Here is a 14693-nt window from a genome sequence, read left to right as displayed (position 1 = left end):
TCATGAATAATCCAGTAATTGTAGATTGTATCCGCACACCAATGGGTCGCTCAAAAGGCGGCGTATTTAAAAACAAACGTGCGGAAGACTTAAGCGCTCATTTAATGAAAGGCTTATTAGAACGTAATCCGGCAGTTGACCCTGCGTCAATTGACGATATTTATTGGGGCTGTGTACAGCAAACATTAGAGCAAGGCTTTAACGTTGCACGTAACGCATCTCTACTTGCAGGCATTCCACATTCAGTGCCAGCAACCACAGTTAACCGTTTATGTGGCTCATCAATGCAAGCATTGCATGACGCTGCTCGCGCAATTATGACTGGCGCTGGCGACACATACCTAATTGGTGGCGTTGAGCACATGGGTCACGTACCTATGACTCACGGTAACGACTTTCACCCAGGCTTAGCTACATCAATTGCACAAGCATCTGGCTCTATGGGTTTAACCGCTGAGTACCTTGCTACTATTCACGGTATTAGCCGTGAGCAACAAGATGAATTTGCTTACCGCTCTCATCAACGCGCACATGCTGCAACAGTTGAAGGCCGTTTCCGCCGCGAAATTTTAGCAATGGAAGGTCACGATGCTGACGGTTCACTTATTCTTGTTGAAGATGATGAAGTAATTCGTCCAGAAACAACAGTTGAAGGTTTATCGCAGCTACGTCCAGTATTTAACCCTGCTACGGGTTCTGTTACTGCGGGTACATCTTCTGCACTTTCTGACGGCGCATCAGCTATGTTAGTAATGAGCGAAGAAAAAGCAAAAGAACTGGGCTTACCAATTCGTGCACGCATTCGCGCTATGGCTGTTGCCGGTTGCGATCCATCAATCATGGGTTACGGCCCAGTACCTGCAAGTAAAAAAGCATTAGCACAAGCCGGTATTACCATTGATGACATTGACGTAGCTGAGCTTAACGAAGCATTCGCAGCACAATCACTGCCTGTACTTAAAGACCTAGGTTTAGCAGACGTGGTTGACGAAAAAGTGAATTTAAACGGCGGCGCTATCGCACTTGGTCACCCTCTGGGTTGTTCGGGTTCACGTATTAGCACCTCGCTTATTCACTTAATGGAAGACAAAAACGCAAAATACGGTTTAGCAACTATGTGTATTGGTTTAGGCCAAGGCATTGCCACTGTATTTGAACGTGTTCAAGACTAATTAGTTTTTAACATGTAAAACTATCTTGGTGATTAAAAGGCGAACTAGCGCAAGTTAGTTCGCCTTTTTTATGCCACCAGCTTTTGCAGGTTTAAAATGAATAATGTGATCGGGTGCATTAAACTTATTTCAGATTATCTATTAATAAGTTGAGCTGTTTTGTTATACGTAAAATAGTTAACCAACAGCTTTATTTACGCTAAACTACCCGACCTAACCAAGCCGCGACTATTTTTACAGGTAATTTTTATGAGCTTTGATAACCCCGATCACCAATTAGATGCCATCGGCCTTCGTTGCCCAGAGCCGGTGATGATGGTACGCGCTGCGATTCGTAAAATGAGCGATGGTGAAACACTGCTTATTATTGCCGACGACCCTTCAACCACCCGCGATATTCCCAGCTTTTGTACCTTTATGGATCACACGCTAGTGGCTAAAGAAGTTGAAGAAGCACCGTATAGGTATGTGGTGAAGAAAGGGTTGTAATCAGCTATCAGCTAAAAATTAAAAAACCGTGTTTGTTAAATCAAACACGGTTTTTTATTTTATATTTAAGCTGACGACTGACTGCTTATAGCTTACTGCTCTTACTTCTTAGTTATCGTTACTTGCGGCTTATCGTAGTCACTAAAATCAATGCTGACTATGTACGACCCTTTGATTGCGGGTGTGTAACTAAAGTAGTTGTAAATAGTGTTGCAATCGGCGCGCGTTGATTGGCCAAGTGTTAGGCTTTGTCCTGATGGCTGTGAATCGCTGTAGCCACAGTTAAAACCTTCACTAAAATCTGCATCGGCTATTTTAAACTCGTACACTTTACCTGGGGTCGAAAATTTAACTTGGGCTTGGTAAAGCGCAGGGCCGACTTGTTTAAATTGGTATTGAGGTTCTGCATCCCATAATGTGAAATCCCCTCTTAAATAAATACTGCGATCCAATTCTTGCTGCGGCAACACATCGTTAATCGAAATTTGGCTGGTACAGGCCGTAAGTAAACCAGCCATTGCTAGCGTTAAAATTCGTTTTATAGAGATCATCATTTGTATCCTTTGCATACAGTGAATACTAAAAAGCCAGCATAATGCTGGCTTTTTAAATAGCTATAAGCTGTTATTTTTGTAATACAGAAATATCTGCAATTTCTAAAAATAACCCGCTAAGCTGGCTTAAAAGCGCAAGACGGTTTTGCTTAACAGCTTCATCGTCAGCCATTACCATGACATTGTCAAAAAAGTTATCAACACTCTCACGAATGCCTGCTAATTGGCTCAATGCCTCTTGGTAGTTTCCATCGCTGTACAGTGGTGCTAAATCAGTGGCAAATTTTGCAACTTGCGAAGCCAATACTTTTTCAGCATCATCACTGAGTAAGCTCTGATCAACATCACCTTGCGTTGTAATGTTATTTTTAGCCAGAATATTACTTACACGCTTATTAGCCGCTGCAAGCGATTCTGCGGCGTCTAATGTACGGAAATGACTTACGGCTTTAACTCGGCGATCAAAATCAACAGGCTTCGTTGGACGACGCGCCAGTACGGCTTGAATCACATCTACTTCAATACCTTCGTCTTGATACCAAGCACGGAAACGCCCTAGCATAAAGTCAAACACATCTGTTGATACATTTAGGTTAGTCAGCTTTTCACCAAACAGAGTTTGTGATTTAGCAACCAGGTCTAAAATATCAAGCGGTAGCTGTTTTTCTACCATGATACGTAATGCACCAATAGCAGCACGACGAAGTGCAAATGGGTCTTTATCACCTTTTGGTGCTTGGCCTATACCAAAAATACCCACCAGCGTATCAAACTTATCGGCAATGGCGACTGCACAGCTGATCAAATTAGTTGGTAAGTTGTCACCGGCAAAACGTGGCATGTATTGCTCGTTTTGTGCCACTGCGACTTCTTCTGCTTCACCATCGTGACGCGCATAATGCATTCCCATTACACCTTGTACGTCGGTAAATTCCATTACCATTTCGGTCATTAAGTCTGTTTTACTTAATAAGCCAGCGCGAGCTGCCAGTGCTTTGTCGGCACCAAGTTGCTCTGCAATGTAACCTGCCAGTTCACTAATACGCTGTGACTTATCTTTAAGCGTACCAAGTTGTTTTTGGAACAATACACTATCAAGAGATTCTAAACGGCTTTCTAATGTTTTCTTTTTATCTGTTTCAAAGAAGAACTGCGCATCGGCTAAACGCGGGCGCACTACTTTTTCGTTACCAGAAATAACTACACTAGGATCTTTACTTTCGATGTTAGAGACAAACAAAAACTTATTTAAAAGTTTGCCGTCTTGATCTAATAACGGAAAATATTTCTGATCGTCTTTCATGGTGTAAATAAGCGCTTCAGCAGGTACATCTAAAAATGCTTCTTCAAATGTGGCTGTTAGCGTTACTGGCCATTCTACCAATGAAGTAACTTCTTCAAGTAAGTCTTCATCCATAGCAACAACGGCATTAACTGCTTTGGCTGCATCTTCTATTTGCGCGCGAATCTGTGCTTTACGCTGTTCGTAGTCAGCAACAACGTAAGCTGATTTAAGTACATCAAACACATCATCAGCATGATCAATGCTAATTTTTTCAGGGTGATGAAAACGATGGCCTTGCAGTTGATTACTCACTTGCTTACCAAGAATTTCACCCTCAACCAGTTCACTACCGAATAAAATAGTTGCCGTATGCACAGGACGAATAAATTGTGTTTTATTCGCACCCCAACGCATTGGTTTAGGGATAGGTAGTTTAGCGAGCGCTTTGCTTATAGCGTCGGTCATTAACGTTTTGGTTTCTTGCCCTGCTACTTTAGCAATGTGCAATAACCATGCGCCCTTATCTGTTTCTAGTGTTTGCGCATCTTTTACTTCAATACCGCAACCACGAGCCCAACCCATGGCTGCTTTAGTTGGGTTACCCTCAGCATCAAAAGCGGCTTTAGTTGCAGGGCCACGTTTTTCAACTTCTTTGTCTTGTTGTTTAGCTTCAAGTGCTTTTACTTGTAAACCTAAACGACGTGGCGATGCATACCAGTTCACACCTTGGTGACCTAGTTCTAGACTTTCTAATTCTGCTGTTAAGTTTGCAGCAAAGGCTTCGGCTAATTTACGAAGTGCTTTTGGTGGCAACTCTTCGGTGCCAATTTCTACTAATAAATTTTCTGCTGACATGCTTACTTATCCTTACACAGCGGGAAACCAAGTGCTTCACGTGCATCGTAATAACTTTGTGCACACGCTTTTGATAACGCACGAACGCGTAAAATATAACGTTGACGCTCAGTTACTGAAATAGCATGACGTGCGTCTAATAAGTTAAATGCGTGCGATGCTTTCATTACTTGCTCGTAGGCTGGTAATGGTAGGCTTGCTTCAATTAGCTTTTGGCTCTCAGCTTCACATTTATCAAACTGTTCAAATAAGTCGGCTACGTTTGCATGTTCAAAGTTATAGGTTGATTGCTCAACTTCATTTTGATGGAACACATCACCGTAAGTTACGCGCCCAAATGGACCGTCAGCCCATACTAGGTCGTAAATGCTATCTACGCCTTGAATGTACATTGCTAAACGCTCTAGGCCGTAAGTAATCTCGCCCGTTACCGGTGAGCATTCTAAACCGCCCACTTGCTGGAAGTAGGTAAACTGCGTTACCTCCATGCCATTTAACCAAATTTCCCAACCTAGGCCCCACGCACCTAATGTAGGTGATTCCCAGTTATCTTCTACAAAGCGAACTTCGTCAGTTAGGGTATCAATACCTACAGCAGCTAAAGAACCTAAGTAAAGCTCTTGAATATTGTCTGGAGATGGTTTTAGCACAACTTGGAATTGGTAGTAATGTTGTAAGCGGTTTGGGTTCTCACCGTAACGGCCATCGGTAGGACGACGACACGGTTGAACGTATGCGCTCGACATCGGCTCTGGGCCAATTGATTTTAAAAATGTTTGCGGGTGAAATGTCCCTGCGCCCACTTCCATGTCAAGTGGTTGAATAATGACACAGCCTTGCTGTGCCCAATAATCCTGTAAAGCCAGGATCAAACCTTGAAAGGTTTTAACGTCATATTTTTGCATATTTGGCTTTTTACTATCTGAGAAGTAGCGTGAAAATTACCCTCAGTATACCTTGTGCACACTCAGGTTTTAAGCAGTTTGTGCGTTTGAAAAAATAAAAAAGGAGCCTAGGGCTCCTTTTTTGTGATTACGATAATGTTTTATACGTCTAAGTTAACCACACGCAGTGCGTTCGTTTCAATAAACTCACGACGCGGCTCAACTTGATCGCCCATTAAAGTGGCAAATAATTGATCCGCTGCAACAGCATCTTCAATTGTTACTTGCAACATACGGCGTGCGCTTGGATCCATGGTGGTTTCCCAAAGCTGATTTGGATTCATTTCACCCAGTCCTTTATAGCGTTGAATGTAGATCCCGCGCTTAGACTCTGCGATCAACCATTCCAATGCATCCACAAAGTTATCAACAGGTTTTGTTTTCTCACCACGTTGGATATATGCACCCTCTGTGATGATATTAGCAATGTTTTTACCTGTTACAGCAATGCGTTGGTAGTCTCTTGATGTAATAAAGTCATAATGAAGTACGTGTGCTTTATCCACACCATGCTGACGAATATTCACAACTGGATAATACAAGTTACGCTCTGTATCGTGCTCAGTTCCGGCATGGAAAATAGTTGCATCTTCATCACGTTCAATTAAGTCATCAACCAGCTCTTTAGTCCAAGCAATTACCTTAGCTTCGTCTGAAAGGTCTTCTTTTTTCAGCTCACTTTGGTAAATCAAACGGTTCATAACTGTGTTCGGATACTTACGCTTTAAGCGCTCGATAACTTTAACCGTGTTTTGATAATCGTGAACAATTGACTCTAATGCTTCACCATCAACCGCTTCAGCACTATCACTAGTGTACAGTGCTGCATTGCTTAGCGCTAAAGATGTAAGGTAATCAACTAATGCTGGATCATCTTTAATATAACGCTCTTGCTTGCCTTTTTTCACTTTATAAAGTGGAGGCTGAGCAATATAAATGTACCCACGTTCAACAATTTCCGGCATTTGACGATAGAAGAACGTTAGTAGCAAGGTACGAATGTGAGAACCATCCACGTCGGCATCGGTCATGATAATGATGCGATGATAACGTAATTTTTCAGGGTTATATTCGTCACGGCCAATACCACAACCTAGTGCAGTAATTAGCGTTGCCACTTCTTGTGAAGAAAGCATTTTATCAAAACGTGCTTTTTCTACGTTTAAGATTTTACCTTTAAGCGGAAGAATCGCTTGATTCTTACGGTTACGACCCTGCTTGGCTGAACCGCCAGCTGAGTCACCCTCCACTATATATAGTTCAGATTGGGCTGGATCTTTTTCTTGGCAATCCGCTAGTTTACCCGGTAAACCAGCTAAATCCATAGCACCTTTACGGCGGGTCATTTCACGTGCTTTACGAGCTGCTTCACGCGCGCGTGCTGCATCAATAATTTTGCCAACAACAATTTTAGCATCCATTGGGTTTTCTAATAAAAACTCAGTGAATTTTTCAGCCATGGCTTGCTCAACGGCAGACTTAACTTCACTAGATACTAGCTTGTCTTTTGTCTGTGATGAGAACTTAGGATCAGGCACTTTAACACTAACAACAGCCGTTAAGCCTTCACGAGCATCATCGCCCGTTGCGTTACTGGTTGTTTTAGCTTTTTTGTTAAAGCCTTCTTTTTCCATGTAGTTATTCAGCGTACGTGTTAGCGCAGATCTAAAACCAGCTAAGTGAGTACCACCATCACGTTGTGGAATGTTATTAGTAAAACAGTAAATGTTTTCTTGGAACGCATCATTCCACTGCATTGATACTTCTACACTAATACCGTCTTCTTCACGTTCGTGAGTAAAGTGGAATACCCCTTTGTGTACAGGCGTTTTATTACGGTTTAAGTATTCAACGAACGCTCTAATACCACCTTCGTATTTAAAATGGTCACTCTTATTTTCTTCGCGCTCATCATTTAAAATGATGCTCACACCTGAGTTCAAAAACGATAACTCGCGTAAACGCTTAGCTAAAATATCGTAATGGAAATCTAGGTTAGTAAACGTTTCTGCACTTGGCCAAAAACGTAACTCAGTACCGGTTGTTTCAGAATCACCAATAGCTGCAAGTGGTGCATCTGGAACACCCATAGTGTAAAACTGCTCGTAAAGTTTACCTTCACGACGAATAGTTAGTTTTAACTTTTCTGATAATGCATTTACTACCGATACACCAACACCGTGTAAGCCACCTGATACTTTATAAGAGTTATCATCAAACTTACCACCAGCGTGTAATACCGTCATAATAACTTCAGCTGCAGATACACCTTCTTCTTCATGTATAGAAGTAGGAATACCACGGCCGTTATCTCTTACAGATACCGAACCGTCTAAGTGAATTGTGACAAATATATCATCACAGTGACCGGCTAAGGCCTCATCGATAGAGTTATCAACGACCTCAAACACCATATGGTGTAAGCCCGTACCATCATCGGTGTCCCCTATATACATACCAGGACGCTTTCTTACTGCATCTAATCCTTTAAGTACTTTAATACTCGACGAATCATAATTCTCAGACATGGTTAATCCCACTTATCTTGTTATTAGGTTGCCATGTTTCACGTGGAACATTTTTAGTTCTCGTTTCATGGGTTCCACCACAGCAGAAATACTTTCAGATAAAATTGAAGAAATAAATATTTGAGAACTGCAATGAGTCAATAACTGACCCACTTTCTCTTTTGTATCTTCGCTTAGCTCTGAAGGTAAATCATCTATTAGCAATATAGATTGCTTATCTGTCTCTGACTCAATCAAACTATTTTGCGTTACTTTTAACGCATACAACAATAGCTTTAACTGCCCGCGTGAGAATACATTCTCAACACTGCTGCCAGCGACACTAAAACTAAAATCAGCCTTATGAGGGCCTTTACTAGTAAAGCCTTGGCGAGCATCTCGCTCAAAGCTTTGCTCTAACGCATCAGAAAGAGATTCGGTCTCCTTCCAGCCTGCATTAAAGCTAATTTCTAGATCACGTATTAGCGTTAATTCTGCACACATTTTATCAAAAAACTGCTGCTTAAACCTAGTTATATACGCGATTCTTAATTTATTTATTTGTTCAGCCAGTCTAACAAATTCTTTGTCCCAAAACTTGATTTGGTCAAAATAATTCTTAGGCTTAGATTTCAACAATGCATTGCGCTGTTTTAGCACTTTATTAAACGATTGCCATAAGAAAAAAAACTCATGTTCCACGTGGAACAAACCTAAGTCTAAAAACTTTCTGCGCTCTTTAGGGCCACCAAAAAATAATGAATAGCTTTCTGGTGTAATAACTTGAACTGGCATAAGTTGAGCAAGTTCAGATACTTTTCGACTCGCCTTACCCTGTATTTTTAAATTAGTTTCACCCGCTTGAGTTTTACTTATCCCTATTGGAATAGATAAATCGTGTAACGCTTTGCGGCCATGAATAACAAATTGATCTTGTTGATGGGCTATGATGCTTTTATGTTTAGAGGTTCGGAAAGATTTGCCGTGAGAAAGGTAATAAATAGCCTCTAAAAGGCTGGTTTTTCCGCTGCCGTTTTCACCATAAATTATATTAACGCCGTTAACTGGTTCTAGCGTCAGTGCCTCAATATTACGAAAATATTTGAGGCTCAAATGACTTAAGCTCATTATGTATTTATGATCTTATAAACGCATTGGCATAACAACGTACATAGCTTCTTCATCGCCGGCACCTTCTATAAGTGCACTACTGTTTGAATCGGCAAGGGTAAATAATACATCTTCGGTTTTTAATGTATTTAATACATCTAATACATAAGAGACATTAAAGCCTATTTCTAGGTCATCACCCTCGTACATTACTTCAACCACTTCTTCAGCTTGCTCTTGCTCTGGGTTGTTGGCTGTAATTTTTAATAAACCGTTTGATAAATTTAAGCGTACACCACGAAACTTTTCGTTCGATAAAATCGACACACGCTGAAAAGCATTACGAAGCCATTCACGATTCGCGGTAATTACCTTATCGCCACCGCGCGGTAAAACACGACGGTAATCAGGGAATCGACCATCAACTAATTTACTCGTAAAGGTAAATTCAATATCAATAATACGAATGTGGTTGGCACCAAACTGAATAGTTACCAGCTCTTGATCAGCAACCATTAGACGCATAATTTCTTGTACGCCTTTGCGCGGTATAATTAATTGGCGCTGTGTATTTAACGACTGACCTAGTTGTTTTTGTGCAATAGCTAAACGATGCCCATCAGTGGCAACTGTTTTTATATCGCTGTTATCAACTTCAAACGACATGCCGTTTAAGTAATAACGCACATCTTGGTTTGCCATTGAGAAGTGTGTGCTTTCAAGTAATTTACGTAATTCTAAACGCGTTAGTTGAAACTCAACTTCACCATCCCACTGCTCTAAATTAGGAAAATCTTCAGCAGCTAAAGTGGTCAATGAAAAACGACTTTTCCCACTGGTTAAAAGTAACTGATGGTCTTGCAAGCTTAAAGTAAGATCAGAACCATCCGGTAAACTTTTACAAATATCGAGTAATTTTTTAGCCGGTAATGTGAGTTTAGTATCGGCAACATCGTCACCCACAAATACACTCGCCACTAACTCAATTTCAAGGTCTGTTCCTGTCATTGAAAGCTGGCCATTTTCTACCACGAGCAATACGTTAGATAAAATAGGTAACGTATGCTTGCGCTCAATGGCACCCGATACTTGTACCAATGGTTTTAAAAATTGTTCTCTTGATATTGTTATTTGCATAATAAAGTCAGCCCTAAGATGACAATGTTCTTATTAAGTTTTGGTAATCTTCTTTAATCTCGTGGCTCTCGTCACGTAATGATTTAACTTTGCGACACGCGTGCAGTACTGTTGTATGGTCACGCCCACCAAAAGCATCCCCAATCTCAGGTAAGCTGTGATTAGTGAGTTCTTTAGATAATGCCATGGCTACTTGGCGAGGCCTTGCTATAGAGCGGCTACGGCGCTTAGACAGTAAATCAGATACACGTATTCTATAGTATTCTGCAACCGTACGTTGAATGTTATCTATGGTGACTAGTTTGTCTTGCAGCGCTAATAAATCACGCAGTGCTTCTTTTACGAAGTCGATAGAAATTGGGCGACCGGTAAAGTTTGCGTTAGCAATTACACGGTTTAATGCACCTTCAAGCTCACGTACGTTTGAGCGTAATTTTTTAGCAATAAAAAATGCTACTTCATGCGGTAAATTAATTTTACTTTGCTGGGCTTTTTTCATCAAAATAGCAACGCGTGTTTCAAGCTCTGGCGGCTCAATCGCGATGGTTAATCCCCAACCAAAGCGAGATTTAAGGCGATCTTCAACCCCTTCAATCTCTTTAGGGTAACGGTCAGAGGTTAAAATAATTTGTTGGTTACCTTCTAATAATGCATTAAAGGTATGAAAGAATTCTTCTTGAGAACGTTCTTTATTAGCAAAGAATTGAATGTCATCAATCATTAATGCATCAACACTACGGTAATAACGCTTAAATTCTTCAATCGCATTATTTTGCAGTGCTTTAACCATGTCTTGAACGAAACGTTCTGAATGCATGTAAACAATTTTAGCATCTGGCTTATTAGCCATAATACCGTTGCCTACCGCATGTAATAAATGCGTTTTACCTAAGCCCGTACCACCGTAAATAAATACAGGGTTAAATGCAGAGCCAGGGTTGTCTGCTACCTGAGTGGCAGCCGCTTTTGCTAATTGGTTAGATTTACCCTCAACAAAACTATCAAAGGTATAGTTTTCTTTAATGTTTGATTTATAACCAGATTTAGGAGCTGGCTCTACAACCGGTTTTTGTTCTCGAGGTGGTTGTTTTGCCGTTGATTGCGTGCTTGGCGCTGATTGTGTTTCAACCACTGGTGCAGCTTGTGCATTTAATAGCGGCTTGCTACCTACATCAAAGCGTAACTCGGGTGCTTCTACACCACAAATTTCTACCAATAATTCATTTATTCTATTTAAGTACTTCTCTCTCACCCAATCAAGTACGAAACGATTAGGCGCATAAATCGTCAAGGTATCTTCGGTACTTTCTGCTTGAAGTGGTCTGACCCACATACTGAATTGCTGCGAAGGCAATTCATCTTGCAATACATATAAACAACTTTGCCAAACCGACAGATACACAGTAAAACTCCCAGAGATATAATTTTTATTCCCGCACATCAATAATGATTCAAAAATCACACCTGTATTGCGTTTAAATGGCTCAATAAGCAGCCCAAGACCGACTATTATGAATGCACTTTATCCACAAGTAAAAGATTGATTTTTGTAAAATTGTTGATATCGATGTATAAATATAATAACAGACTGATTTAAATAGCTTTTTATTTTAAAGCTTGATTAGAGATCATAACAAAACTGGCAGCAGATCGCGACCACAATTTACGATCTAATTTACTTTTCCCATGCTTTTATTCACTTTTTATACAGGGGCTGTGGAAAACTTCTTATTTATGATGATCCTATCGGATCATGAAAATTGATCATAAATAAACATGCTTTACGCACTCTATTATGATTGACTTTTCGTCACTTCATCTATAATATCTCGCGCTCGCAATGGCACCTGTGCCAGGATCGCGACCTGCATAGGATGTTTTAACTTTAACCGATCGGATGAGATTGTTATGAAAAGAACTTTTCAACCTAGCGTTTTAAAACGCAAACGTACACACGGTTTCCGTGCTCGTATGGCAACTGTAAATGGCCGTAAAGTATTAGCTCGTCGCCGTGCTAAAGGCCGCAAAGTTCTTTCTGCTTAATTTATAAGTGGAAGACTTTAGCTTTGGCAGGGAGTTACGTCTGTTAACTCCCTCGCATTACTCTCGCATATTTAACGAACCCGCTCGGGCTGCAACTCCTTTCTTTACCTTATTAGCAAAACCAAGTGACCAGTCTAAACCTAGGTTAGGCCTTACTGTTGCTAAAAAACGTGTAAAAAAGGCATGTCAACGAAACCGTATTAAACGTCTTGCTCGCGAAAGTTTTCGTTTAAACCAACACACGCTCGATAATATTGATATTGTGTTGATGGTTAAAAGTGGCATTGATGAACAGTCTAATGAAGAATTAACCAAACAACTTACAAAGCTGTGGCGTAAGATTAATGAACGCTGCAAACCTGGTGCCCCTAAACCGCCACCATTTAAAAAACGCCCAAACAAATCAGCTAAATCGACTAAACAAACCCAATAGCAATAGAATTACAGGGTTAATTAAGGTATCTTTAGCTCACCTTTTAATCATGCGTTTAAAATCTCATAGTGAGTCTTTAAATACATGGTATCTATTCACTAAACATAACGTAGGGGCATGTACAACATGAGGTTACTTAAACCACTTGCTGCTTTACCAACACGTTGTTTAGTTTTATTTATCCGCGGTTATCAAAAGTGGATTAGCCCGCTATTAGGTCCGCATTGTCGTTTTAATCCAACATGCTCTAGTTACGCTATTCAAGCAATTAATTTGCATGGATCGGTAAAAGGGAGTTGGTTAGCTGTTAAACGCATATTAAAATGCCATCCTTTACATTCAGGCGGAGACGACCCCGTTCCTGAAAAATTAACCCGTATTAACCACCAACACGAGAAATAAGAGCTGTTATGGAATCGCAACGCACGTTTTTATTCATCGGCCTAATGCTAGTGTCGTTTTTATTATTTCAAGAGTGGAATAATGACTACAACACACCAAAAGCCGATCCTAGTGCCACTACACAAACACTAAAAGCAAATTCACCAGAATCAGATGATTATGTTCCAGCTTCATCAGACTCAGGTTTACCTGCTTCAACAACTTTAGCTAAACGCGCTGTTATAAATATTACAACAGACGTGTTTAAAGTAAAAATTGACACCAAAGGTGGTGACATTGTTGAAACAGACTTAATTGATTATAAAGAAACCAAAGGCAGTGATGTTCCTTACATGCTACTGGGTGAGTTTGATGGTAAACAATACTTTTCACAAAGTGGTTTAATTGGTTTAAATGGCCCAGATGCATCAGCAAATGGTCGTCCTACTTACCAATCAGAACAAACTTCTTATACTTTAACGGGTGATGAACTTCGTGTTCCTCTTCAGTTTACTGATAGTAACGGTGTAAGTTTCACTAAAACCTATGTATTCAAAAAGGGTCAATATGATGTTGGCTTAGAATATAAAGTTAACAACACCACTAGCTCGCCAGTACAAGTTCAGCTTTACACACAAATAAAGCGTACCGTACAAGAAAAAGGCAGCATGGTTGATCAAAACTATTTAGGGGCTGCATACGGTACTGATGAAGAACCATACGAAAAGTATAGTTTTTCAGATATGGCCGATAAAAACCTAAACATAAACACCCAAGGTGGTTATGTTGCCTTTATACAGCATTACTTTGTAAGTGCTTGGGTACCAATGCAAGATCAAGCAAATACACTTTATAGTTTAATCACTAAAAGTAACGCGGCTATTATTGGTGTTAAAGACGAAGCGGTAAATGTTCAAGCTGGTAGTGAGCAAGTACTTACTGCGACTTATTACATGGGCCCTAAAGAGTCAGATAAACTTGAAGCGATTCACACTGACTTAGACTTAACCGTTGATTACGGTTGGTTATGGTTTATTTCTCAACCTTTATTTGTGCTATTAAAATGGTTACACAGTATTTTAGGTAACTGGGGTGTAGCAATTATTGCCATCACTATTATCGTTAAAACATTAATGTATCCACTGACTAAAGCACAGTACACCTCAATGGCTAAAATGCGTGCATTACAGCCTAAGATGAAAGCGCTAAAAGAAAAGTATGGCGATGATCGTCAAAAATTCGGCCAAGCGACTATGGAAATGTACCGTAAAGAAAAAGTGAACCCTATGGGTGGCTGTTTCCCTATTTTACTGCAAATGCCAATCTTCTTAGCCTTGTTCTATGTATTCTTAGAGTCTACAGAACTTCGTCACGCTGAATTTGTACTTTGGTTAACTGACCTTTCTGCGAAAGACCCATACTACGTATTACCAATCTTATTTGGTGCGAGTATGTTTATAACGCAAAAACTACAACCTATGACGGTTACCGACCCAATGCAGCAAAAAATGATGACCTTTATGCCGGTTATCTTCTCTGTATTCTTCTTATGGTTCCCATCTGGTTTAGTACTTTACTGGTTAGTGTCTAACCTTATTTCTATTGTCCAGATGTTGATCATCTACCGTGGCATGGAAAAGAAAGGAATTAAAGTAAGGGGCGATTAAACTCCCTACTTATATAAAGGCGACTTAGGTCGCCTTTTTTATTGCCTATTTTTTATAACAGCATTCGCGAGTGCCTATTTGATAGGTTACAATACCGCCATTACGTTATTTAAGTT

13 protein-coding genes are annotated in these 14693 nt (G+C 40.3%); 6 read left to right on the top strand and 7 right to left on the bottom strand.

All coding sequences use genetic code 11. From position 1 onward, the window contains the following. Nucleotides 1-2 precede the first annotated feature (2 nt). Together fadA and tusA are read left to right on the top strand one after the other, a co-directional pair. Nucleotides 3-1172, top strand: coding sequence for an acetyl-CoA C-acyltransferase FadA (gene fadA, locus DK924_RS18210; protein ID WP_010392722.1), 1170 nt, complete (start codon nt 3-5; stop codon nt 1170-1172). A 249-nt stretch (nt 1173-1421) separates the two neighbouring features. Continuing rightward, nucleotides 1422-1661, top strand: coding sequence for a sulfurtransferase TusA (gene tusA / locus DK924_RS18205; RefSeq protein WP_109875833.1), 240 nt, complete (start codon nt 1422-1424; stop codon nt 1659-1661). 101 nt (nt 1662-1762) lie between these two features. On the opposite strand, the gene DK924_RS18200 is transcribed toward tusA, so the two are convergent. The 7 genes from DK924_RS18200 to dnaA form a co-directional block, all read right to left on the bottom strand. Then, a complete protein-coding gene (locus DK924_RS18200) occupies nt 1763-2212 on the bottom strand; it encodes a hypothetical protein (protein ID WP_055013147.1) in 450 nt (149 codons plus the stop codon). Nucleotides 2213-2285: 73 nt separating this feature from the next. Beyond that, the gene (glyS, locus tag DK924_RS18195) at nt 2286-4355 is read right to left on the bottom strand and encodes a glycine--tRNA ligase subunit beta (RefSeq protein WP_010392718.1); all 2070 of its coding nucleotides are present in this window, start codon (nt 4353-4355) and stop codon (nt 2286-2288) included. Nucleotides 4356-4357: 2 nt separating this feature from the next. Then, nucleotides 4358-5260 carry a glycine--tRNA ligase subunit alpha gene (gene glyQ, locus DK924_RS18190; RefSeq protein WP_010392717.1) on the bottom strand — a complete coding sequence of 301 codons (903 nt, stop codon included), beginning with the start codon at nt 5258-5260 and terminating at the stop codon, nt 4358-4360. 140 nt (nt 5261-5400) lie between these two features. After that, a complete protein-coding gene (gene gyrB / locus DK924_RS18185) occupies nt 5401-7827 on the bottom strand; it encodes a DNA topoisomerase (ATP-hydrolyzing) subunit B (protein ID WP_008112961.1) in 2427 nt (808 codons plus the stop codon). Between the two features lie 12 nt (nt 7828-7839). Continuing rightward, the gene (recF, locus tag DK924_RS18180; protein WP_008112963.1) at nt 7840-8934 is read right to left on the bottom strand and encodes a DNA replication/repair protein RecF; all 1095 of its coding nucleotides are present in this window, start codon (nt 8932-8934) and stop codon (nt 7840-7842) included. A 15-nt stretch (nt 8935-8949) separates the two neighbouring features. Then, nucleotides 8950-10053 (bottom strand): DNA polymerase III subunit beta, encoded by a 1104-nt coding sequence (gene dnaN / locus DK924_RS18175; protein ID WP_008112965.1) that lies wholly within the window; start codon nt 10051-10053, stop codon nt 8950-8952. Nucleotides 10054-10066: 13 nt separating this feature from the next. Then, a complete protein-coding gene (gene dnaA, locus DK924_RS18170) occupies nt 10067-11455 on the bottom strand; it encodes a chromosomal replication initiator protein DnaA (protein ID WP_010392708.1) in 1389 nt (462 codons plus the stop codon). A gap of 506 nt (nt 11456-11961) precedes the next feature. Between dnaA and rpmH the strand changes: the two genes are divergently transcribed. From rpmH to yidC, 4 genes are all read left to right on the top strand, one after another. Continuing rightward, nucleotides 11962-12096 (top strand): 50S ribosomal protein L34, encoded by a 135-nt coding sequence (gene rpmH, locus DK924_RS18165; RefSeq protein ID WP_008112968.1) that lies wholly within the window; start codon nt 11962-11964, stop codon nt 12094-12096. Between the two features lie 7 nt (nt 12097-12103). Then, a complete protein-coding gene (gene rnpA / locus DK924_RS18160) occupies nt 12104-12529 on the top strand; it encodes a ribonuclease P protein component (protein ID WP_008467046.1) in 426 nt (141 codons plus the stop codon). A 126-nt stretch (nt 12530-12655) separates the two neighbouring features. Further along, a complete protein-coding gene (gene yidD / locus DK924_RS18155; protein WP_024601490.1) occupies nt 12656-12931 on the top strand; it encodes a membrane protein insertion efficiency factor YidD in 276 nt (91 codons plus the stop codon). An 8-nt stretch (nt 12932-12939) separates the two neighbouring features. Beyond that, nucleotides 12940-14577 carry a membrane protein insertase YidC gene (gene yidC / locus DK924_RS18150; protein ID WP_109875832.1) on the top strand — a complete coding sequence of 546 codons (1638 nt, stop codon included), beginning with the start codon at nt 12940-12942 and terminating at the stop codon, nt 14575-14577. Nucleotides 14578-14693: the final 116 nt, after the last annotated feature.

Origin of the sequence: Pseudoalteromonas sp. meg-B1 (assembly GCF_003173795.1) — a bacterium.
Lineage (GTDB): Bacteria > Pseudomonadota > Gammaproteobacteria > Enterobacterales > Alteromonadaceae > Pseudoalteromonas > Pseudoalteromonas undina.
Note: the sequence above shows the minus strand (reverse complement) of the source record. Positions and strands in the feature narration are given on the sequence as shown.